The sequence below is a fragment of the Alkalibacterium pelagium genome (genome assembly GCF_900109325.1).
In the GTDB taxonomy this organism is placed as follows: domain Bacteria; phylum Bacillota; class Bacilli; order Lactobacillales; family Carnobacteriaceae_A; genus Alkalibacterium; species Alkalibacterium pelagium.
This window is the reverse complement of the sequence record NZ_FNZU01000013.1, coordinates 68,129-91,355: the sequence shown is the minus strand read 5'-3', so window position 1 is coordinate 91,355 and position 23,227 is coordinate 68,129. Positions and strand designations below refer to the sequence as shown.

Here is a 23,227-nt window from a genome sequence, read left to right as displayed (position 1 = left end):
CTCTACCCAAATGAAGAACAAAAAAACTATTTTGCGAACTGTTTTGGTTGTGCCCGCTTCATTTATAACCAAATGCTTAGCGACAAGATCGACCACTATAAATTGACGAAACAAATGCTCAACAATACGCCCGCTCAGTACAAAGAAGCGTTTCCTTTTATGAAAGCGGTTGATAGTCTGGCTTTGGCGAACGCTCAGCAGAATTTGGAACGAGCCTACAAAAATTTCTTCCGGGATAAATCCATTGGATTTCCAAAATTCAAATCCAAACACCGTTCAAAAGCGAGTTATACCACCAACAATCAAGGGGGAAATATCCGAATTGAAGATGGTAAGATCAAACTGCCTAAAATCGGATGTGTAAAGCTTGTCCAGCATCGTACTTTTCAAGGCAAGATTAAATCATGTACGATATCAATGAATAAATCGGGAAAATATTTTATATCCATTCTTGTGGAATCAGCGGACGAAACGCCCCAATTAGTTGAACGGAAGATCGGGATTGATTTGGGTATTTCGGATTTTGCGGTCACCACCAATGATTTAGGGGAGACTGAGAAGCACAAAAATCCAAAACCTCTTTACAAGTCCGAAAAGAAGCTGAAGAAAGCGCAACGGTCGTTATCCCTCAAACAAAAAGGCGGTAAGAACCGCAATAAAGCACGCATTCAAGTGGCCAAAAAGCACGAGAAGATTGCCAATCAGCGCAAAGATTTCTTGCACAAACTATCCAAAAAGATTACAGACGAAAACCAAGTCATTGTAATAGAAACTCTGTCGAGTAAGAACCTGATGAACAATCATAAACTGGCAAAAAGCATTGGTGATGCAGGATGGTATGAATTCGTCCGCCAATTAGAATATAAATCCAAGCAAAAAGGACGGACACTTATCAAAGCAGACCGATTCTATCCGTCTAGTCAGGTTTGTTCGAGTTGCGGACACCGAGACGGCAAGAAGCCGCTCAATATCCGGGAGTGGGACTGCCCGACATGCGGGGAATACCTTGACAGAGATATCAATGCCAGCAAAAACCTCTTGGCATTGGCCAAGTAAAAGAAAATCAATGAGGCAGGGACTGCCTTTTGAGCCTACCCCTATCCGATTCCTCTGTCTGTATGAAGTCTGTGCAGACAAGAATGGAGTTCGTAGGAAGCCCCCACTTCAAAATCCAAAGGATTTAAGTGGTGGGTAGTTCACTTTGAGCATATTAGACAGAAAAAAGGAAGAGCCGCTGCTCTTCCTTCAGTCATTCAGCTTTTCTTTATTTGATCAGTTCATAAATTGCTTCTGCGTAAATCGCCATTGCATTCATAAGATCATCTACAGCCATGAATTCATTGGCCTGGTGCATAGTATCGACACTGTCCGGGAACATTGCGCCGTATGCGACTCCGCGTTCCATCAGACGGCCGTATGTTCCGCCACCAATAACCATTTCGTGAGCTTCAAGCCCAGTCTGACGATGGTAAACGTCCAGCAGTGTTGTCACAAGCGGATCGTTGGCAGGAACATAGTGAGGTTCCTTCCCTTCACTGTTTGAAAGCTCCACATCATACTGAGACAGCTTGTCTTTGAAAGTATCTAATATCTTATCTTCCGTGGTCCCTTGAGGGTAACGCATATTGACCGTGATTTTTCCGCCTTCTTCGGCTTTATAGGAGAAGACACCCGGATTGGAAGTCAGCTCGCCCATTACGGAGTCCGTATGATCGATACCCAGTTTTTTCCCTTCAGGATCATCGTGCAGATAAAGTGTGATGACTTCCAAGAAAGTTTTTGCATCTTTTCCAAAATTAAAGTCTAATAAATAACGTGCCAGGTAAGTCGCTGCATTGACTCCACTGGCCGGCTTGCTTCCGTGAGCCGCCTTACCGGTGAATTCCAGCGTTACTTTGTTTCCGTCCACAGCCGCTGTCCCTTTGACTGGTAGTCCATTAAGGAAGTCAGTCAGTCCAGATTCGATAGCTTGAGGGTCGTCACTTTTAACGACGGCTACCGCATCTTGAGGAACCATATTCGGACGCAGGCCTGATTCAAACTGAACTAATTCATTTGATGCTCCGGACCCGTCTCCTTTTGTTTCGATGAATACAGTTGTATTCCCTTTTTCACCATTAATGATCGGGAATGTTGCATCTGGTGAAAAGCCAAAGTCAGGCTCAGGCTCAGTTTCAAGGTAATGCTTGATGCCTTTCCATTCACTTTCTTCATCAGTTCCGATGATGAAACGGACTTTTTTGGATACTGGAAGATCAAGGTCCTTGATCATCTTGATCGCATAATAAGCCGCCATACCAGGACCTTTGTCATCGCTTGATCCACGTGCATAGAGACGGCCATCTTTGATCACGGGTTCAAACGGATCTGTTTCCCATCCCGTTCCTGTAGGGACAACGTCGACGTGAGCCAGTACGCCCATGAGTTCGTCTCCGTCACCGTATTCGATGTGGCCAGCCCAGTTATCTACATTTTTTGTTGTGAAGCCGTCACGGTCACCTAAAGCCAGAAATGCCTCAAGTGCTTCTTTGGGACCAGGTCCAACAGGCGCTTCCTCTGTTGCTTTATCATCATCACGTACACTATCGATACGAAGCAGGTCAAACAAGTCTTCCAGAAACGCATCTTTACGTTTCGCCGCTTCAGCTTTCCAGTCAATTGAGTGTTCAGTCATTCTTATATTCCTCCTAAATATTTCGTTTCTCTTTTTCTATTTTATCATTTATTTCATCAAACTCCAATTAAAGATGACACAAACACTTCTCACCACTTTATCCAGTGAGCTAAATATGCCGACTGGTTTTACTCGACTGGATAGTATTTGAAGAGTAAACTAAAGGAAAGGAGGCATGTTAGATGAATAAAATAACTAAAAGAAAAGTAGAATCTTTTATTACTGAACGAAAAAAAGACAGTTATAAAGGTACGTACGGTCGGGTACTGTTAGTTGGAGGTAACGAAAATATGGGTGGAGCGATTATTTTATCTGCTTCAGCCTGTGTTCACAGCGGTGCAGGTCTGGTGACAGTAGCTACAGATCCAAGTAATCACGCTGCCCTTCACTCCAGACTTCCTGAAGCGATGTGTCTGCCGTTGTATGATCTCCAGCAGCTGAAATCCATGATTGATGGGATGGATGTGATCGTCATCGGACCGGGTCTGGGTCGTGATCAGAGGGCGGCTGATGTAATGAAAACCGTTTATGAAACAATTGACGAGGAGCAAATTCTAGTTCTGGATGGGGATGCTATTCATCTGCATGTCAATGAAAATCTCCCTCCTCTGAAAGCAGAACTGATCGTGACGCCTCATTTAGGCGAGTGGCGTACACTGACTGGTGTCCCGATCGATGATCATGACGTTGAACTGAACCATCAGAAAGTGAAGGAACTGAATGCGGTAGTGGTTTTGAAAAAAAGTCGGACGGAGGTCTATTACGAGGATGAAGTCTGGGAAAATACTGCCGGGAATCCTGCAATGGCTACTGGTGGCATGGGTGATACTCTGGCTGGAATGATTGCCGGTTTTGTCGCACAGTTTGAGCATAAGAAACACGCTGTTCTGGCATCTGTATACCTGCACAGCTACATTGGTGATGAACTAGCCAGACACCAGTACGTTACCTTGCCAACACATATTATTGAGCAGATTCCTGAAACAATGAAAACTTTTGCAAAATACGACAGCGGGAAACGGTTCGTTTGACTGATTCTAAATCCAGATGGAGATGCCGGATGTATTGATTTTCACTGCGCACTGTATATCAGAATTGTTCATACCTGTGAAGACTTTTCTAATTCTCTTCTGTCTGTGTAAGGATATATTGTCAATGCACATGAAAAACGATACAATTATGCAGATAGAGTTTTTTGAATTGAGGGATGTATTAATGATGAAAAAAAATAAGATGCTGATCAATTGCATCTGGGTCTTTCTGCTCGGCTTTCTCCTGATGATGATGAATCTGGACCTTCTTTACTTTTTCGGTATTGCCGGCTTTTTCGTGTTCGCCCTGTGGTCCACACCTCAGGCTAGTGAATATGTAACAGAAGAAGAGCACGAACAGGATAAGAGAAAAATGAAATGGACGATGGCTCTGGCATTCTCATATGTGGGTGCCGGTTTCTTAGCACTTGTTCTGCAGACATTCGTATTATAAGTAAATGACCAGCGGTTGCTTGAAAAATAGCTATAGCTGGCTATTTTACTGTCTTCTAAATAAGAGATAGTGATAGTCTATTTAAGTAGTTAAAAGCCGCTTTGGCGGCTTTTTTTCATACTATATATGATTGTTTTGTTTTAAATCTGCAGAAAATTTGTCTGCTGTATAGAGTCTCTCGTTTTACTGTATGATAGCGAGAATTTAGAAGAAAAATCAGAGTAGGCTAAGGGGCCGTCGTCTATTGCTACGGTACTCGAGTTTTTTTCGTTTGAGTTCCGGTGCTATCGCAATTGCTACGGTACTCGGGTATTATTCCCGTTTGAGTTCCGGTGCTATAAAGATTGCTTCAGTACTCGAGGGCATTTATCGATCCAGTTAAGGTACTACTTTGAGTTTAGATACACTCAGATAATTTTACCATTAAATTAGCTATGAGCTATGCCCCCCTACACTTCGACAGCTTCACGTATTAAGGCACCTGAGCATGCCAAACCTAAGGCAATTTAAGCAATCTCAACTAATTGACTTCACTTGATTGGCCAAAAAAAACATGACCTTCAATCTAAGTTTCCAGCAAATGCCGGACGGATTCAGGGTCATGTCTTTTATATTCAGGATTTTTTCAGTAAGTCAATTTCTTCTGACGTCAGTTCTCTGTAAGCACCAAGTTCAAGTGTGTTATCGAGGCTGATTGGACCCATTTCAAGGCGTTTCAGGTAGGTCACTTCTTTTCCGACAGCCTGCATCATGCGCTTGACCTGATGAAATTTCCCTTCTCGAATAACCAGCTCAACGACGGAAGTTCCAGCGTCTTCGTCTGTAGACAGAATCTTTAGATCGGCAGGAAGTGTCTCATAATCGTCGTCCAGAGTTACCCCCTCTTTGAAACGGGTGATATCCTCTTCAGTGACTATGCCGTCTATTTCTGCATAATACCGCTTGTCTACATGATGCTTCGGTGAAAGCAGCCGATGCGTCAGCTTGCCATCGTTTGTTAGAATCAGCAGTCCTTCTGTGTCGATATCCAGCCGACCGACCGGGTGAGGCTCCTGCAGACTGTCCTGCATTTCCAGAAGATCAAGGACGGTTTCGTGCATCAAATCTTCAGTCGCACTGATAACGCCTTGAGGTTTGTTCATCATAAAGTAGACGAACTCCTGATAATCCAGTTTTTCTCCACCGACCGTCACTTTGTCCGTTTCAGGATCGACATGAGTCTTCGGGTCCGTCACGGTTTTTTCATTGACCTCGACTATTTTGGTTTTCAACAGTTTCTTTACTTCTTTTCGTGTGCCTAAGCCACTATGGGCCAGCAGTTTATCAAGTCTCATATGCTCTCCTTTCGTTTTTTCTTAAACTCTTGAGTGTGCAATGACTAGTCTATTTCATTCTAAATTTTGCTCGTGCACGTTCAGCTTTAGCACCGATCAGTCGGTCAGCTAATCTCGTTTTCAGCACAAGATAACCATAAATCAGAATACCGACAAATGCTATTATTGCCAGAGCAATCAATGCGTGCATTTTAATTTCATAATTAAGGACGAATCCAAGTCCCCATTTCACAATAAGTGTTCCGATCCCCATAACGACAGATAAAATCAGGATCAGCAGGGAACGTCTGAATAGTCTGCTTGCTGAATAATGAGTGTGTTCATGCATGATGCGCATCATCAGCCAGCAGCTGATTCCGAAACCGGCGATAGCTGAAAGCAGCATGCCGTATGGACCGAGCCATGATACGAAAAGAACCTGGGTGACGATTTTTACTACTAGTCCGGTCATTAGAGCTTTGATCGCCGGACGCGTCAGATTGGCAGCTTGAAGCATATTCCCCAAAACTGCATACAATGCTACGAATATACTCATGATAGCTGACACTTGTGTGATCCCAGTTCCAAGAGCATTGTTTCCGTAAAAAATGGTATACAACGGTTCAGCGACGACAGCCATCCCGATTGCTGCAGGGAACATGGCAAAGAGCAGGAGCTGGATCCCTTTTGAAAATTGTCTACGTACTTCATTCATATTGCTTTTCGCAATCAGATCACTAATAAGAGGAACTGAAGCGATCGACATGGCCGTCCCGAAAGAAGTGAGTACCATGATCAGTTTGTGTGCATTGGCCTGTGTGATGCCGTATGTCTGTTCAATCATGCTCTCACTCATATTTGAAAAAGTGGACATGATCGGGCCATATGTGACCTGGTCGACGATTTGAAAGACGATGATTCCAGTCGCAATGATGATGAAAGGAATCGATGTTTTGATAATATTGATGATCAGATCGTTCGGTGAGACAGATACCTCGCCTTTACTTTCTTCAGGCTCATAATTAAAGGCTGTATTCATACGCTTCAACACGAATCCAAGATAGCCTAATGAAAAGACTGCTCCGATAAAGGCTGCAAAAGTAGAAAATGCAACGGCTGTCACGACTTCACCAGAGTTGACCTGTCTGATGACATACACAGTCGACAACAGGAAAATGATCCGGGACACTTGCTCCAGTATCTGTGACACTGCAGACGGCTTCATCGTATTATGTCCTTGAATAAATCCTCGTGTAACACTTTGAGCAGGAATAATTAACAAAGCAGGCGTCAGAGAGCGCATGACCAGGACAGCTTCAGAGGCGCTGGCTGATGGGCTGGCTTCCGCAAGCATGGGTGCGATAACATACATGACCAGGGCTGAAATGACTCCAGTGATGGCCATGATTTTAAGGCCCTGCTTGTAAATAGCTTTAGATACTTCGTATTCCCCCAAAGCATTATAATAACTGACCTGTTTGGATATGGCACTCGGTACTCCAGCCGTCGCCAGGGCAAGAAAGAAGCCGTATGGCGTGTAGCCCATCTGGTATAATGCATTGGCTGCATCCCCCGGACCCTGTCCACCCATCCAGGCATACCATGGAATGATATACAATGCACCCAATATTCGGGAAATCATGCTCCCGGCAGTCATCCAGGCTGTGCCGCTTATCATTCTCTCATCATGAGACATTTCTTTAGTTAATCCTTTTGTTGCTTCAGAACTCATTATAGAACCCTCTTTTCAATCGTTACCAGCAGGCAGTCACTTCAGTGGGCGTGCTGGATTCATTAGTAGATTATCGCTAGTCATAGAAAAAAGGAGCAAGGTGCTCCTTTGTAACAGATTCTATTTTACTGCTTTACTTGGTTCCGTGCAATCTTTTGAGCGAAAGATTAATCTTTTTCATCTCTTTTTCGTTAAACTGTCACATCATTCATCTGCCAGCTGCTGATGGGCAAAGGATTTGTAAAGAGGGTGCGTTTTCATCAGCTCCTCATGTTTTCCTATACCTGTGAGCTGACCATTTTCTATAAACAGAATCTTATCGGCATCTACTATTGTACTCAACCGGTGAGCAATAACAAAAGTAGTTCGGCCTTTCATCAGGTTTTTCAATGCACTGGATACTTTTTCCTCAGACTGACTATCCAAGCTGGCTGTCGCCTCATCCATCATCAGGATATTCGGATCTCTTAAAAAGGCTCGGGCAATATTGATTCGCTGCCTCTGTCCTCCAGACAATTTCAATCCCCGTTCGCCAACCGGTTCATCAAGCTTACCAGGAAACTGCTCGACAAATTCTTTAGCATACGCCATTTCAAGAACTTCCCACAAGCGCTCATCAGATATCTTGTCAGCATCAGGGAGCCCGTAACAGACATTTGAACGGATGGTTCCAGACATCATCGCATTTTCCTGAGAAACGTATCCGATCTGGCTGCGCCATGAATTGAGCGAGATTATCTCTATAGACACCTCTCCTGCTCGAATCTCTCCGCTGTCTGGTGTGTAGAACCGCTCCAGGAGTGCAAACAACGTAGATTTTCCTCCACCACTTGGACCAGCAAACGCAACTTTTTCTCCAGGGAGTGCTTCAAATGAGATGGACTTGAGCACTTCTTTCTCAGGTTCATAGGAAAAGCTGACCTGATCAAAAATAATAGGCAAGTCGGCAATGGATCTGTCTTCTCCCTGTTCTTCAGCTTCCTCTTTTTCTTCTAAAATAGATGAGATGCGGTCCGTTGCACCGGCAGCTTTCTGCATCTGCATGAAGAAGTTCATGAAGGTGATGATCGGAAAAATGATCTGGAACAGATAAAGCAGAAATGCTACCAGCTGCCCCGTAGTCATCTGTCCTCTGGCTACGCGTACGCCTCCGTAACCGATGACGAACACCATGACCCCCATCATGAGCGTATAAATGAGCGGACTGATGATGGCCATGTATTTTCCTTCTTTTAAGCCAATGGTGTATAACTTCTCGATGTCCTTTTCACCTTTTAACTGTTCATAACCCTCTGCTGTTGATGACTTCATCAGTCTGATTTCAGCAATTGTCTGCTGAATCTTTCCGGAAAAGGATGCCGTTTCATCCTGCATCTCTCTGGATACCTTCGCTATTTTTTTACCGAGAGGACGTGTCAGCATCAGTGCCAGTGGAACTGCCGTCAGCATGACCAGGGTCATCTGCCAGTCCATGAGTACCAGGATAATAAAGATACCGAACAGTGACAGAATACCGTTGATAAACTGTGGAAAAAAAGACGAAATCAGATTTTGAACAATGGTTGTATCATTCGTTATCCGACTGACTACTTCTCCTGATGCATACTGATCAAAATAGGAAACGGGCAGCTTAATCACTTTATTCCACAAAAAAGAACGCAGACTGGCCACTACCCGTTGACCGATCTTGTGCAGCACATAGTTTGAAAACCCATTGAAAATAACCTGAAAAATAAAAATACCTACAATCAAAGCAGCCAGCCACGGCCCAAACTGATCGAATTCGATGCCATCTATGAACTGCTGAGTGGCGAGCGGAATCATCAATTGTGTGAAGGTCGTCAGCAGGCTTCCTGCGAGACCAATTGCGATCAGCCCTTTTGAAATGTTCGTTGACCAAATCAGCTGAGTAAATTTCTTCAGGTCATTTTTTGTTGGAGTTTTCAATTCGGATGATTTTTGCATAAGCTTTCCTCACTTTATTCTACAGATAAAAAGGGAAGGACCCTCCCTTCCCTCTTATCCTTTGACTATTAATTAGCTACGATGTTGACCAGTTTCCCTGGGACAACTATAACTTTTCGTACGGTCTGTCCTTCAAGCATCTCCTGGATTCTGCTATCTGCAAGCGCCAGTTCTTCAAGTGCATCTTTCGTGATCGATTTCGATACTTGAGCTTTTGAACGAACCTTTCCATTGATCTGGAAAACGACTGTTACTTCATCTGTAACCAGTTTAGTTTCATCATATGACGGCCACTCTTCATAGGAAATACTATCGGATGCTCCGGTCACTTTTGCCCACAGTTCTTCCGACACGTGCGGTGCGATCGGTGCCAGCATTTTTATGAATCCTTTGACATAGTCAAGCGGCAGACCATCTGCTTTATAAGCGGCATTGATGAAGACCATCAGTTGTGAAATTCCTGTATTGAACTGGAGATTTTCATAATCTTCAGTCACTTTTTTAACTGTCTGATGGAATACAACTTCTAGAGATTTGTCGTCATAAGTGGTGATGCGGTCTCTGACTTTGCCGTCTTCATCGATGAACAGTCGCCAGACGCGGTCCAGAAATTTACGCGCGCCCTCCAGTCCATCTTCACTCCAGGCGATCGCCGCATCCAGAGGTCCCATGAACATTTCATATAGACGCAGTGTATCTGCACCGTATTCTTCCACTACGACGTCGGGATTGACGACATTGCCTTTGGACTTGGACATTTTCTCGTTATTTTCTCCCAGGATCATTCCCTGGTTGTATAGTTTCTGGAATGGCTCTTTTGTCGGAACCAGACCCAGATCATAGAGGAATTTGTGCCAGAAGCGAGCATAAAGCAAGTGAAGCACAGCATGCTCCGCTCCGCCAATATAAAGATCGACAGGCAGCCACTGTTTCAGTTTTTCAGGATCAGCCAGCTGGTCAGGGTTTTCAGGATCAATGAATCGCAGGAAATACCATGAGCTTCCTGCCCACTGCGGCATCGTGTTCGTATCACGTTTACCTTTCATCCCTGTTTTTTCGTCCACTACGTTGACCCAGTCTTCAATGACAGCTAACGGAGATTCACCCGTACCGGACGGCTTGATTTCATCCGTTTTAGGCAAAGTAACCGGCAGTTCTTCTTCAGGAACAGTGGTTGTTGTGCCATCTTCCCAATGGATCACAGGAATCGGTTCACCCCAGTAACGCTGGCGGGCAAACAGCCAGTCTCTCAGACGGTAAGTTGTCTTAGACTCTCCGATATTATTATCTTTTAGATAAGCGATGATTGTCGCAATTGCCTCTTCCTGATTCAATCCGTTCAGTATATCAGAATTGATATGCTCGCCGTCACCAGTATAGGCTTCCTTGTCTGTATCTCCGCCTTTAATGACTGGGCGGATTGTCAGATTGTATTTTTCTGCGAATTCATAGTCTCGTTCGTCATGAGCAGGGACGGCCATGATCGCACCTGTTCCATAAGAAGCCAAAACGTAATCAGCGATCCAGATCGGCATCTCCTCGTTTGTTACAGGGTTGACTGCATAAGCTCCTGTGAAGACCCCTGTTTTATTTTTATTCAGATCCGTACGCTCAAGATCAGATTTCTTATTTGCCTCAGTGCGGTAAGTATCAACCGCTTCTTTCTGTTCAGCTGAGGTGATCTTGTCGACCAGATCTGATTCCGGTGCAAGAACAGCATAGGTCGCTCCGTAAATCGTATCTGGGCGCGTAGTGAAGACAGTGAATGATTCCGCAGAATCCTTGATGCCGAAAGTGATTTCAGCTCCTTCAGACTTGCCGATCCAGTTACGCTGCATGTCTTTAATGTGTTCTGGCCAGTCCACTTCTTCCAGATCATCGAGCAGACGATCAGCATACGCCGTAATCTTCAGCATCCACTGCTTCATCGGTTTACGGTAAACTGGATGTCCCCCACGTTCAGATTTTCCGTCAATAACTTCCTCATTAGCCAGAACAGTACCAAGTGCCGGGCACCAGTTGACAGGGACTTCCGCTTCATAAGCCAAGTCTTTTTCCACCAGTTTCGTAAAGATCCACTGCGTCCATTTATAGTAATCAGGATCTGTCGTGTTGATTTCGCGGTCCCAGTCATAACTGAAACCAAGCGCCTTGATCTGACGCTTGAAAGTCTGGATGTTCTGTTCAGTAAACTCTGCTGGATCGTTTCCGGTATCCAATGCATACTGCTCAGCCGGAAGACCGAAGGCATCCCATCCCATAGGATGAAGCACATTGAAGCCCTGCGCGCGCTTCATACGTGAAATAATATCTGTTGCCGTGTAGCCTTCAGGATGCCCGACATGAAGCCCCTGACCTGATGGATACGGGAACATATCCAGAGCATAAAAGTTCTCCTTGTTCTTATCTTCAGTGGTTCTGAACGTCTGGTTCTTTTCCCAGATATCCTGCCACTTCTGTTCGATCGTCTGATGGTTGAATGACATACAGCTCTCTCCTTTAAATTAAAAAATGCCCTACGAGCAACAGACGAGCTGTTACTCATAGGGCGTTAATGATCGCGGTACCACCTATATTTACTGTTTTACATGATGCAAAACAGCCTCCAGTCCTTAACGCGGAAAACGGCATCAGGTACTTGATTCCCCGAAGCAACTTGTCAGGCGAGTTCAGCTGTCTTTCTGTGTATTTTCACCACCCATACACTCTCTGGAAGAAAGAGACACTTACTACTCCTGTGCACTGTTTTTCTTATCTTTCCACTTATTCTACCAAAGGCTGGGGTATTGCGCAATCTTATTTTAATTTTTCCATTTCGTTCGCTACGAATTCCACTTCCGTCCCGACGACGACCTGCATGGTGTTCCGACCTGTTTTTCTTAGTCCAGGCACGTTTGCCTGCTTGATTCTATTTTCGTTTACCTTGTTCATGTCGTTTATCTCCAGCCTCAGGCGTGTAGCACAATAGTCCAGAGAGGCAATATTATCCTGACCACCCAGGCCGTCGAGAATGATTTCCGCCTTTCTCCGATACTGATTGTCATCAGCAGACAAGGCAGGATCTCTGTCTCTCCCCTGGTTTGCTGTCGGCGCGGCAGGAGGTGTCGGTCCTTCTGATACTTCTCCTTCATCAAGTGCCACTTCTTCTCCTCTACCTGGGGTTTTCAGATTGAATGTTTTTATGGCCCAAAGGAAAGCGAAATAATAGATGACCGCAAATACTAGTCCCTGAACGATCAGCATATACGGCTGATTGGCCATCGGCAGCCTGAAGCTGAGTACGCCATCGACAAACCCTGCACTGAAACCGAAGCCAGCTGTCCAGTTAAATGTCGCCGCAATAAACATAGAAAGACCTGTCAGCAGGGCATGTATTACAAATAACAAAGGTGCGACGAACATGAAGGCAAACTCCAACGGTTCTGTCACGCCTGTAAAGAACGTTGCAAATCCTGCGGCCAGCATCAATGAGCCGACCCGTTTCTTCTGGTCTGAATCAGCCATCTGATACATAGCCAGACCACCTGCAGGCAGTCCGAACATCATGACAGGGAAATAACCGGCCTGGTACATGCCTGTCACCCCCACTACTCCTGTTCCTTCCCAGAAATTCTGAATGTCATTAATTCCAATCAGATCGAACCAGAATACTGCATTTAAAGCATGGTGAAGACCCGTCGGAATCAGCAGCCTGTTAAAGAACCCATATAACCCGGCTCCAAAGGCTCCCAGACCACTGATGAATGTTCCAAAGTCAACGAGCAGACCGAAGACTGGTGGCCAGACAAACATCAGTATACCTGACAAGACTAGTGAGGCTACTGCAGTGATAATCGGCGGAAGACGTCTTCCACTGAAAAATGCCAGAGCTTGAGGAAGCTTGACTCCACTGAATTTATTATAAATGACCGCTGCAATAATACCGACAAGGATACCGATAAACTGCGTTTCGATACTGTCAAAAGCCAAGTTCACTTCTTCCACGTCAATCTGCTGCAGCTGGGCAACCGTATCCGGACTCAGCATGGTCGTTGTCACTAGCCAGCCGACCAGACCACTCAGAGCAGCCGCCCCGTTCTTGTCTCTGGACATGCCTAAGGCTACCCCTATCGCAAACAGTATACCCATGTTATTGATAAGTGATGCTCCTGCACTGATCAGGAAAGCCGCAATCTGGCTTTCTCCACCCCAACCGCTCGGATCGATCCAATACCCGATACCCATCAGAATAGCTGCTGCAGGTAATACCGCTACAGGCAGCATCAAGGATCGGCCTATTCGTTGTAAATACTTCATTTGTCCCACTCCTTTTACCATGATCACCTTCTTTAAAGGGATGATAAATGCTGCAGAAATGATTAAAGAAGATGTCGCCTTCATTATATAGTAAGCGCTACCATTTAGCTACTGTCAACTGATTTTCTAACGCAAAAAAAACCATTTTCACAGGCAATGATGCTTCCTGTGAAAATGGGTATCTTTTTATCTGGCCGTGAGCAGTTTCTGATTGACGAAAATCAGATCTGTACTCAAATTGTTCAGTTCTTTCAGTTCTCTTACGGTCAGCTTATACTGTCTCGCAATATGGGACAGCGTTTCACCAGCTGAAACAGTATGGACTAACTGATTGGGCTGAGGAGCCGTCTCAGTTGTCTGCTCACCGCGCACTACTAATGTCTGGCCGACGAAAATGATGTCACTCGTCAGGTTATTCCACTCTCTAAGCTGACTGATCGTCACGTTCTGAGCTCTCGCTATAGCTGAAAGGGTGTCACCAGCCTTGATCACATAGGAGCGGTCATTAGGTCTGGACTGATCATTTGCTGGCGCCGGTGTCGGAGCAGTCGGTGTGCTGACAGAAGTTGATCCTCCTGTACGCAAGGTCTGGCCGACAAAGATGCGGTCCGCATTAGTCAGATTGTTCAGCTCACGTAACTGAGTCACTGTGGTCTGGAACTCTCGAGCAATGTGTGAGAGTGTATCTCCAGCTTTTACCGTGTACGTGCCTCCCTGATTCTGATTTCCAGCAGGCGCGGTTGGCGCAGGTGCACTTGGTACAGTAGAGTCAGTTGAGCCTTTAATCGTCAGTTTCTGACCGACAGATAGGTGGTCTGCGTTTTCAATCGCATTCCATTCTCTTAACTGAGCAACGGTCGTCTTGAACTGACGGGCAATGCCACTTAAGGTATCTCCCGATTTTACCGTATAACTTGTGCTGACTGTCTTATCATTATCCTGAACAGGAGCAGTAGGCGTCTGAGTCACAGGTTGTGATTGCTGTACGCCACTTACCTTGAGGACCTGACCAACTGACAGACGGTTAGTATCAGTCAGACTGTTAAGCTGGCTTAGAGCACTCACCGTAGTGCCGTGTGTGCGGGCAATCTGACTTAACGTATCTCCTGCCTTGACGACATAGTCACTTACAGCAGGTGAAGGACTGGTCTGGTTTTCTGGACGAGTATTCTGATTTTGAGCTGTGCCGTTGACAGTCAGACGCTGGCCGACAAAAATACGGTCACTGGTCAGCTTGTTGTCAGACATCAGGCGTGAGACAGTTGTCTGGTGATCTCTTGCGATTCTACTCAATGTATCACCGCTTACGACTGTATAAGTAGTCGCGGCAGTCGGTTTCTCAGGCTGCTGAGGTGCGGGCACAGTCGGTGTTTCATCGGATGGAACCAGCAGCTGTTGACCTATTCTGATCAGATCACTGTTCAGCTTATTCAACGTTCTAAGTTGAGCGACAGTTGTCTTGTATGTTCTGGCTATTCCTGATAGTGTATCTCCAGATTTAACCGTATATGAGGCAGTTCCTTTTACAGGCGCCGTCTCTTTATCGGTGTTTGGTGCAGGAGCAGGTACGGTGCTGTTTCCCTGTCCTGATGTGCCAGGAACAAGCAGAACCTGACCGACATAAATGGTATCTGACAGGAGCTTGTTCGCAGATTTCAAAGCAGCGATAGTTGTATTATGTGTACGGGCCAGTTGAGAAAGCGTGTCTCCTCTTTGTACCGTAACAGACTTGCTCTGATTGTCAGGCTGGCTGACCGGAGGAGTCACTGGCACAGTTTCTGCTGCTTTAGCCGGTATCGTCAAGCGTTGATTGACGAAGATGAGATCTCCACTCAATTTGTTTGCTTCTCTGATCGCCTGAACAGTCGTACTGAATTCTCTGGCAATCTTAGTTAATGTATCTCCTCTTACAACCGTATAGGTGCCACTTCCTGTCTCCGGTCTACTCGCATCTGGAGCAGGTGTTTCGTTCTGATTTCCGGAGTCTTCTGGTTTGGAAGTATCTGGTTTAGTGTCTTCTTTAGGCTGTTCAGGTGCAGGTGACGCTGTTTCAAGTTTAGGTACAGTCAGTTTCTGATTGACGAATATTAAGTCGCTGCTCAGATTATTTGCCGTCTTTAAAGCCTGAACCGTCGTTTTATATTCACGTGCAATTTTGCTTAACGTATCTCCGCTTACGACGGTATAAGTCGTCGTTTCCTTAAATGGATTTGAAGGATTGGACGGAGCCGGGTTCGATGGTGCAGGATCTGGTACTGGTGTAGGTCTGCTGCCTCCTGAAACTGGCACGTCAAAACGCGTCAGATCATATAGCTGGATCAGGTTGTTCAGCTTATTCGCATAAGTCGGATCTGTTGCATATCTTCCCTGCAGCCAGGCCGTTGCATCACGGTAGCTCGTTGTTTTTTCTACCCAGGTTCCTGAGTAGAACTGTGGGTTCCAGCTTGTTCCGTTTCTAAGCAGCCTTGCATTGTCCTGCAGTGATTCTTCATAACTCGGATACTTTTTGAAATGATCGGTTATCGTGATCCATCCAGTATGTGAATAGTATTCTCTTGTCTGCATAGCGACAGACTGACCATTGTAGCTTCCCTTGATCCCGAATAAGTTGTGATTTGGCGGCGCAGACAGGCTGCTGCGTCCATAACCTGATTCAAGACTTGCCTGAGCAATCATGACAGACGCATATAATCCGTTTTTGGATGCAATGTCCTGTGCAAATCCGGCAATCTGATTGATGAATGCTGCAGGTGTGTTTGCCTGATTCAGATTACCAGGAGTAGATGGGTTTGTCGGCTGACTGTTCTTCGCCTGGGAAACCCCTGCTTCGTTGATAGCAAGAACTTGTCCAACAGATATACGGTTAATGTTAGTCAGATTATTTAAACTGGCGAGCTTGGCAGTTGTCGTATTATACGTCTGAGCAATACGGTTCAGCGTATCTCCGGACTTGACGACATATACGATCGCCTTTTCAGGTGCAGGAGCGGCCTGCTTCGTTTCTGTTTTAGGTGCTGCTGCTTTTGGTTCCTCGACTTTAGGTGCAGAAGCTGTTTCTTTTGAATCAGTCTTCGGTGCTTCTGCTTTTGGAGTTTCTGTTTTAGGTGTTTCTGTTTTAGGTGTTTCTGTTTTAGGTATTTCGGGCTCTGCTGTCTCAGTTCCCGGAGTCTCTACTGCCGGTATTTCTGCTTCTGCCTCTTCTACTACTGGTTCAGTTGGAGATTCAACATTCTGGTCCTGACTGGTATTTTCAGATACACCTTCAGCAGAAAGAATTTCACCCGCTTCTTCAGTACTTTCAGCAGGTTCGTCATCCTGTTCTGTTACATCAGCTGCAACTGCAGCAGCCAGCAGAGCTGGCTCTTCAGCAGTATCAGCCACCGAATCATTGTTTTCTGTTAAGGATTCTGCCACTAAAGAGACTGCTTCAGTTAAGTCAGACTCATTTTCTAAACCGGTCTCTCCACTTTCCTGAATATCATTGAGCTGTTTTTCGATCAGTGCATTGAAAATTGAGTCCAGCTGTTCAATAGACAGATGTTCTGAATCCACTTGTTCCAGAACACTTTCTCCTCCAGCCAGTTCAATCATTCTTGTCAGCTGGGCCTTTATGTAATCTGTTTCTTCGTCTGATACGGGGCTTACTTCTGAAGAGTCGATATCTAACTCATCGTCCTCTTCTAAAGAAGATTTGGGAGTGTCTTCTTTTGAAAGCTCTAAAGCGGTATACTGTTCATACAGACTTTGAAGAAATGCCTGATCCTGATCTAGTTCCTGAGCTTCAACTGACTGTGTGAAGGAACTTATGGCTACGACGCCTGCTAATAGACTTGACGAAAAAGCAACTGATTTTCTGATCCCCTTTTCATTTTCAGGGGCAAGAGGTAGTGAGTAGTGTTTTGTCATTAAAATTCCTCCTCTTTTCAAATAAGGTATTGTCCCTATATTATACAGTTAGTCTGTCAGAAGAGAAATAATATCTATGACGATTTTTACTTTGTTACACTATTGTAATATAATAGATAAGTTGCTTGCATCAACGATCAGACGTGCATTTTTAGATTCACTGTTCACTGGTCTCACATTAAAATTTGTACTTTCGGAGGTTTGTTTCATGCTACAATCAGCGTTAAAATTCACTCATACCTTACTCTCCCAATCGGTTAAAGAAGGTGAAAAGGTTATAGATGCCACAGTTGGTAACGGCAACGATACGCTTCTGCTGGCAGATATTGTCGGTCCAGAAGGCAAAGTGATCGGTTTTGATATTCAGAGAGAAGCGATTTCTGCTACACAGAAAAGGTTAAGCGAGGCTCATCTGGATAAACGTGTTCAGTTGCTGGCGACCGGTCACGAACAGGTCGACTCATATTCAATAGAAGATTCATCGATTGCTGCGGTTGTCTACAATCTCGGTTATCTGCCTAAAGGCGACAAATCGATCGTCACTTCACCTGATACAACGATTGAATCACTTCAAAAAGTGCTGCCCCTTCTAAAAACGGGCGGTCTTGTACTGATCATGGTCTACTATGGGCATGAGGGCGGTGCTGAAGAGAAAGAAGCTGTCCTGTCTTTTGCTCAATCACTTCCGCAGAAGTCCTATGATGTGCTGCAGTATGCTTTCATCAATCAGAAGAACTCCCCCCCATTCCTGCTGGCAATTGAAAAGAAATAATAAAAGCCCGGAGTCCTCAGTATGTAAACTGAGAAATCCGGGCTTTTAAGTTTAAGCAATTATTTAGATTTAATGTATGTTTTACCAATTGCTGCTGGTGCTTCTGCACGTCCGATAACTCCTACAAGGACTAGAATAGTCAGAAGGTACGGAAGAACTTGCAGCCAGATGTTAGGAATATCCTGAATGATCGGGATATAGTTTCCGATACGAGCCAGACTCTGAGCAAAACCGAAGAATATAGCTGCACCCATGGCTCCAAGTGGATTCCACTTACCGAAGATCATAGCTGCCATCGCGATAAATCCTTGACCGGCAACAGTTAAGATACCAAATTCATTATGGATCGCCTGTGCCTGAATTGCTCCTCCCATTCCTCCTAGGAAACCTGAAATCAGTACGCCCGCATATTTCATGGTGTACACTTTGATTCCCAGTGTTTCAGCCGCGTGAGGGTGCTCACCTACTGAGCGTAGACGCAGACCGAAACGAGTCTTGAATAAGATGAACCATGCAATGATTGCAATGATTATTCCAAGGTAAGCCGGTCCGGAAGTATTACGGAAAAAAATCGGTCCGATAACTGGTATGCGATGCAGTAAAAAGATATTGGAACGTCCGAAAGCTCTCGGAAGCGGTCCAGTCTGTGCAGCACCGAAAATAGCACGCGTAAGAAACACAGCAAGTGCTGGCGCAGCTAAGTTGATGACTGTACCTGAAACAATGTGATCAGCTCTTAAGTTGATTGTTGCTACAGCATGAAGAACTGAGAATAGCAGACCGATTACCCCACCGGCAACCAATCCGATCCAAGGAGTCATTGCTCCAAATGTACCGAAAAACTGAATATTAAAAATAGCTGACATGAACGCACCCATAACCATGATGCCTTCAAGTCCAATGTTTACAACTCCACCACGCTCAGAGAAGGTCCCTCCAAGTGCTGTTAAAATCAAGGGAGCGGCATACATTAAGGAACTGGATACGATCAATTGCATTAACTGCATAAAACCCATGCCTATTCTCCTCCTTCTGTCGCTTGTTTATTGGACTTCAGTTTACCCATGATCAGACGGATCAGGTAGTTAGCCCCTACAAAGAATATGATTGCGGCAATCACAATGCTTGCCATTTCATCTGGAACACCTGCGCGGTTTGGCAGGAACCCAGCTCCAACATCCAGTACACCAAATAGAATGGATGAGAAGAAAATTCCGATCGGATTACCCAGACCTAGCAAGGCTACAGCGATTCCGTTAAACCCTACATTCGGCAGTCCGCTTTGTGTAAAGATATTCCCGAAGGTACCCAGTCCGTGAATAGCTCCACCAAGTCCAGCCAATGCCCCACTCAGGACCATGGACAGGATAATGTTTTTTGCAGCACTCATTCCGGCATAGCTTGATGCATGAGGGTTAAGACCAACGGCTCTCACCTCAAACCCAGCAGTTGTCTGAGTCATGAATACCCAGTAAAGCGCAACAACTATGATAGCGATAAAGAATCCGACATTGAGACGAGATCCGGCTGTCAAGTTTGTAAGCCAGTCTATACGCAGGCTTGCGTTTTCACCTACACGTTCAGTTGTATTTCCTGTAGAAAGAACATTTCTGATCAAGTAGTTTGTGAAATGAAGCGCAGTATAGTTAAGCATGATTGTCACGATAACTTCACTTGTCCCGAAATATGCACGTAAGGCGCCGGCGATACCAGCCCAGACTGCTCCGGCAACAATACCCACTACTAAACTTAATGTTACTAAAACGATTCTTGGAAGATCAGGAAAAGCTAATGCTACCCAGATGGCACTTACCCAACCGACAAGCAGCTGTCCTGCAATTCCGATGTTGAAGAATCCGGCTTTAAATGCAATAGCAAACCCAAGACCAGTAAAGGTCAGAACGGTAGCTTGTCTTAGTGCCTCTCCGAAGAAATAAGGACTTGTAAACACACCGTCCAGCATAGCCTGATAAGCAGTTATTGGATTATAGCCGAATAAAAGCATCAATAATGCCCCAAAAACAAATCCCAGGATGATGGACAGGATCGGAACCATTAAGTTATTCAAGCGATTATTATTTTGTGTCAGCAACGGTCTCCTTCTCCTTTCCCTTTGACTCAGCCACTTGTTCATGCGCCTTCTCTAAAGAGACACCTGCCATTAAGAGACCCAGTTCTTTTTCGTTTGTTTCATCTGCATTGACGACGGCGATGACATTACCATCGTACATGACGGCGATTCGGTCAGAGACATTCATGACCTCGTCCAGCTCGTAACTCATGAGCAGAACCCCTTTGCCGTTATCACGCTGTTCGATCAGACGTTTATGAATATACTCGATCGCTCCTACGTCTAGACCCCGAGTCGGCTGAGCTGCAATAAGCAGGGCAGGATCACGGTAGATTTCACGGGCGATGATGGCTTTCTGCTGGTTACCTCCGGAAAGAGATGCAGCAGAATGCTCTTCACTTGGCGTACGTACGTCAAATTCTTCAATCAGACGCTTAGCATGTTCTTTGATTTCTTTATGATTCAGGAACCCATGCTTGCTGAATGGTTTCTGGTAATAAGTCTGCAGCGCCATGTTCTCTTCCAGCTTCATTGGAAGAACAAGTCCGTAACGTTGTCTGTCTTCAGGAATGTGACCCAGACCTGTTTCAGTGATCTGACGTGGTTTTTTGTTTGTGATGTCTTTACCAGCCAGCTTGATCGTGCCTGAATCGACTTTTGTCAATCCGGTAATAGCCTGAATCAGCTGTGACTGTCCATTTCCATCGACTCCGGCAATACCTAGTACTTCACCGGCTCTAACTTCCAGATCGATAGCTTTAACTGCATCATATCCACGTGCTTCTTTGACCGTCAAGTTCTTGATTTCAAGTACCGGATCTTTAGGCGTAGCCGGTTTCTTGTCTACTTTGAATGAAACAGAACGACCAACCATCATATCAGCCAGTTCCTGCTGTGAAGTTGTGGCTACATCAACTGTATCGATACTCTTTCCGCGTCTGATAACTGTACAGCGGTCAGCTACCTGTTTGATTTCGTCCAGCTTGTGTGTGATCAGAATGATCGACTTGCCTTCATTAACCAACGACTGCATGATTTCCATAAGTTCTTCGATTTCCTGCGGTGTCAGTACTCCTGTCGGTTCATCGAAAATCAGGATGTCTGCACCACGATATAAAGTTTTGAGGATTTCCGCACGCTGCTGCATCCCCACTGATATATCCGAGATGCGCGCCTTAGGATCTACCCTTAAACCATAGCGGTCGGACAGTTCCTGCACGTCCTTTTCTGCAGAATCCTGATCCATAAATCCATAGCGATGCTTTTCTTTACCGAGCATGATGTTTTCAGTAACCGTGAATTTATCTACAAGCATAAAGTGCTGATGCACCATTCCAATACCCAGCTGATTCGCCGTATCTGGTGAGGAAATATTTACTTTATTTCCGTTCACCCATATTTCACCTTCCGTCGGTTCCAGTAACCCAGACAAGATGTTCATCAAAGTTGACTTCCCGGCACCATTTTCTCCTAACAGTGCGTGAATTTCCCCTTTGTTAAGGTCTAAATGAATATTGTCATTTGCTCTGAAATTTCCAAACTCTTTTGTAATGCCTTTCATTTCAATGACCTTATTAGTCTGTGACATAACCGATCCCTCCTTCGCTTCCATTCTATTAATATTAACAGTTATTTATTATACCTTACTTTTACACCCTCGTAAATTGCACACAGATAAACAATTAGTAATAATTTTCTTAACTAAATAATGAACTATCGGACTCGGTAATGAAGAGAAAAAGCGCCAGCCTGTTGACTAGCGCTTTATCTATTCACTTGTGCCTATTCAAGTTCGTTCGAAAATTGTTAATTTGTTATTCAGAATAAGAGAATTCAGTTACTTCGATTTCTCCATCAAGGATAGCCTGACGTGCCTCTTCAACAGCAGCCCATGCATCATCTGACATGTTTCCGCGTGTCACGTCAACACCTTCTTCTTCTAAACCGTAAGCGATTGTTTCTCCACCAGGGAATCCTTCTTCAATTGTCTGGTTAGCAGACATTTCGATTGCAGAACCTACACCTTTAAGTGTTGATGTCAAAGTGAAGTTTCCACCATCCCAGTTTCCTTCTTCTTCCTGGTCACGGTCTACACCGATTACCCAGATTTCAGAATCAGGATCTGATTCAAGACGGTTACGTGCTTCTGTGAATACGCCGTTACCAACTGCTCCTGCAGCGTGGTAGACAACGTCTGCTCCACTGGCAAACATACCAGCAGCGATCTGCTGTCCTACACCGGCATCTGAGAATGATTCAGCGTACTGTACATCAACTTCAATGCTCTCATCTACATAAGCAACACCTTCAGTAAATCCTGTTTCGAAACGGTCGATAACTGGAGAAGCAATTCCCCCGATGAATCCGACGCGTCCTGTTTCAGTTGTCTGCGCAGCTGCAACTCCTGCAAGGAAAGCCGCTTCATGGTCACGGAAAGTTAGAGATACAACGTTGTCACGATCAGAAATGTCATCGACAATTCCGAAGTTCTGGTCAGGGTTCTGATCAGCTACATCGTTGACAGCGTCAAGAAGCATAAATCCGATTCCGTAAATAATGTCGTAACCATCAGCATTAGCCTGGTTCAAGTTAGGAACGAAGTCTGAAGAGTCGTTTGACTGGTAGTAAGCAAAGTGATCATCACTTAATCCAAGATTGTCAGCCCATTCGTTCATACCTTCCCAAGCGGACTGGTTGAATGAACGGTCGTCAACTCCACCTTCATCGGTGATCATAGCGATGCGGAAGTCGATATCTTCAGTATCTTCTCCGTTATCCGCAGTTTCTTCACCAGTGTCTTCAGTAGTATCCTCAGTATCATCCTGAATCGTATCAGTTGTGTCACCAGCATCCTGACCCTGGCAGGCAGCCAGTACGAAAGCAGATGTACCTAAAGCCAGCAATGTTCTCAATTTAAGCATTGTCACAATTATTCCCCCTAATATTTTTTTACCTCAGAAAAGAGCACCAGGTTCTCATTTGAATCTAATAGGCATTTCAAATGATTACGCTA

15 protein-coding genes and 1 other annotated feature are annotated in these 23,227 nt (G+C 45.0%); of the genes, 4 read left to right on the top strand and 11 right to left on the bottom strand.

Annotated elements, in window-relative coordinates; all coding sequences use genetic code 11:
* Window positions 1-1,056, top strand: a 1,056-nt coding sequence (gene tnpB, locus BMX79_RS10355; protein WP_091482379.1) for an IS200/IS605 family element RNA-guided endonuclease TnpB, incomplete at its 5' end; no start/stop codon positions are given.
* Window positions 1,057-1,264: 208 nt separating this feature from the next.
* On the opposite strand, the gene pepV is transcribed toward tnpB, so the two are convergent.
* Window positions 1,265-2,674 carry a dipeptidase PepV gene (gene pepV, locus BMX79_RS10350; RefSeq protein WP_091482377.1) on the bottom strand — a complete coding sequence of 470 codons (1,410 nt, stop codon included), beginning with the start codon at window positions 2,672-2,674 and terminating at the stop codon, window positions 1,265-1,267.
* A 182-nt stretch (window positions 2,675-2,856) separates the two neighbouring features.
* On the opposite strand from pepV, the gene BMX79_RS10345 reads away from it, so the two are divergent.
* Together BMX79_RS10345 and BMX79_RS10340 are read left to right on the top strand one after the other, a co-directional pair.
* Window positions 2,857-3,705 carry an NAD(P)H-hydrate dehydratase gene (locus tag BMX79_RS10345; RefSeq protein ID WP_091482375.1) on the top strand — a complete coding sequence of 283 codons (849 nt, stop codon included), beginning with the start codon at window positions 2,857-2,859 and terminating at the stop codon, window positions 3,703-3,705.
* Window positions 3,706-3,889: 184 nt separating this feature from the next.
* Complete coding sequence (locus BMX79_RS10340) at window positions 3,890-4,159, top strand: hypothetical protein (RefSeq protein WP_146881525.1); 270 nt, start codon at window positions 3,890-3,892, stop codon at window positions 4,157-4,159.
* Window positions 4,160-4,773: 614 nt separating this feature from the next.
* Here BMX79_RS10340 and BMX79_RS10335 read toward each other — a convergent pair.
* The 6 genes from BMX79_RS10335 to BMX79_RS12780 form a co-directional block, all read right to left on the bottom strand.
* On the bottom strand, window positions 4,774-5,493 hold the full coding sequence (locus BMX79_RS10335; RefSeq protein ID WP_091482371.1) for a pseudouridine synthase: 720 nt from the start codon (window positions 5,491-5,493) through the stop codon (window positions 4,774-4,776).
* A gap of 49 nt (window positions 5,494-5,542) precedes the next feature.
* Window positions 5,543-7,204, bottom strand: coding sequence for a putative polysaccharide biosynthesis protein (locus BMX79_RS10330; protein ID WP_091482369.1), 1,662 nt, complete (start codon window positions 7,202-7,204; stop codon window positions 5,543-5,545).
* A gap of 204 nt (window positions 7,205-7,408) precedes the next feature.
* Complete coding sequence (locus tag BMX79_RS10325) at window positions 7,409-9,169, bottom strand: ABC transporter ATP-binding protein (RefSeq protein ID WP_091482367.1); 1,761 nt, start codon at window positions 9,167-9,169, stop codon at window positions 7,409-7,411.
* A 68-nt stretch (window positions 9,170-9,237) separates the two neighbouring features.
* On the bottom strand, window positions 9,238-11,655 hold the full coding sequence (gene leuS, locus BMX79_RS10320) for a leucine--tRNA ligase (protein ID WP_091482365.1): 2,418 nt from the start codon (window positions 11,653-11,655) through the stop codon (window positions 9,238-9,240).
* Between the two features lie 55 nt (window positions 11,656-11,710).
* Window positions 11,711-11,921, bottom strand: a binding site (T-box leader).
* 44 nt (window positions 11,922-11,965) lie between these two features.
* Complete coding sequence (nagE, locus tag BMX79_RS10315; RefSeq protein ID WP_091482363.1) at window positions 11,966-13,465, bottom strand: N-acetylglucosamine-specific PTS transporter subunit IIBC; 1,500 nt, start codon at window positions 13,463-13,465, stop codon at window positions 11,966-11,968.
* A 186-nt stretch (window positions 13,466-13,651) separates the two neighbouring features.
* On the bottom strand, window positions 13,652-17,371 hold the full coding sequence (locus BMX79_RS12780) for a LysM peptidoglycan-binding domain-containing protein (protein WP_091482361.1): 3,720 nt from the start codon (window positions 17,369-17,371) through the stop codon (window positions 13,652-13,654).
* A gap of 208 nt (window positions 17,372-17,579) precedes the next feature.
* Between BMX79_RS12780 and mnmM the strand changes: the two genes are divergently transcribed.
* On the top strand, window positions 17,580-18,143 hold the full coding sequence (gene mnmM / locus BMX79_RS10305) for a tRNA 5-(aminomethyl)-2-thiouridylate-methyltransferase MnmM (protein WP_091482358.1): 564 nt from the start codon (window positions 17,580-17,582) through the stop codon (window positions 18,141-18,143).
* 59 nt (window positions 18,144-18,202) lie between these two features.
* On the opposite strand, the gene BMX79_RS10300 is transcribed toward mnmM, so the two are convergent.
* From BMX79_RS10300 to BMX79_RS10285, 4 genes are all read right to left on the bottom strand, one after another.
* Window positions 18,203-19,159, bottom strand: a complete 957-nt coding sequence (locus tag BMX79_RS10300) for an ABC transporter permease (protein WP_091482356.1) — start codon at window positions 19,157-19,159, stop codon at window positions 18,203-18,205.
* 2 nt (window positions 19,160-19,161) lie between these two features.
* Entirely contained in the window at window positions 19,162-20,232 is a 1,071-nt protein-coding gene (locus tag BMX79_RS10295) for an ABC transporter permease (RefSeq protein ID WP_373419240.1), read from the bottom strand.
* Window positions 20,219-21,802: an ABC transporter ATP-binding protein gene (locus tag BMX79_RS10290; RefSeq protein WP_091482351.1), complete on the bottom strand. Its 1,584-nt coding sequence runs from the start codon at window positions 21,800-21,802 to the stop codon at window positions 20,219-20,221. The genes BMX79_RS10295 and BMX79_RS10290 overlap by 14 nt, the downstream gene beginning before the upstream one ends.
* Window positions 21,803-22,028: 226 nt before the next feature.
* On the bottom strand, window positions 22,029-23,135 hold the full coding sequence (locus BMX79_RS10285; protein WP_091482389.1) for a BMP family lipoprotein: 1,107 nt from the start codon (window positions 23,133-23,135) through the stop codon (window positions 22,029-22,031).
* Window positions 23,136-23,227: the final 92 nt, after the last annotated feature.

Coding starts and splice junctions, on each gene's coding strand:
- pepV (WP_091482377.1), bottom strand. CDS start 2,674: ATGACTGAACACTCAATTGACTGGAAAGCTGAAGCGGCGAAACGTAAA.
- BMX79_RS10345 (WP_091482375.1), top strand. CDS start 2,857: ATGAATAAAATAACTAAAAGAAAAGTAGAATCTTTTATTACTGAACGA.
- BMX79_RS10340 (WP_146881525.1), top strand. CDS start 3,890: ATGATGAAAAAAAATAAGATGCTGATCAATTGCATCTGGGTCTTTCTG.
- BMX79_RS10335 (WP_091482371.1), bottom strand. CDS start 5,493: ATGAGACTTGATAAACTGCTGGCCCATAGTGGCTTAGGCACACGAAAA.
- BMX79_RS10330 (WP_091482369.1), bottom strand. CDS start 7,204: ATGAGTTCTGAAGCAACAAAAGGATTAACTAAAGAAATGTCTCATGAT.
- BMX79_RS10325 (WP_091482367.1), bottom strand. CDS start 9,169: ATGCAAAAATCATCCGAATTGAAAACTCCAACAAAAAATGACCTGAAG.
- leuS (WP_091482365.1), bottom strand. CDS start 11,655: ATGTCATTCAACCATCAGACGATCGAACAGAAGTGGCAGGATATCTGG.
- nagE (WP_091482363.1), bottom strand. CDS start 13,465: ATGAAGTATTTACAACGAATAGGCCGATCCTTGATGCTGCCTGTAGCG.
- BMX79_RS12780 (WP_091482361.1), bottom strand. CDS start 17,371: ATGACAAAACACTACTCACTACCTCTTGCCCCTGAAAATGAAAAGGGG.
- mnmM (WP_091482358.1), top strand. CDS start 17,580: ATGCTACAATCAGCGTTAAAATTCACTCATACCTTACTCTCCCAATCG.
- BMX79_RS10300 (WP_091482356.1), bottom strand. CDS start 19,159: ATGGGTTTTATGCAGTTAATGCAATTGATCGTATCCAGTTCCTTAATG.
- BMX79_RS10290 (WP_091482351.1), bottom strand. CDS start 21,802: ATGTCACAGACTAATAAGGTCATTGAAATGAAAGGCATTACAAAAGAG.
- BMX79_RS10285 (WP_091482389.1), bottom strand. CDS start 23,135: ATGCTTAAATTGAGAACATTGCTGGCTTTAGGTACATCTGCTTTCGTA.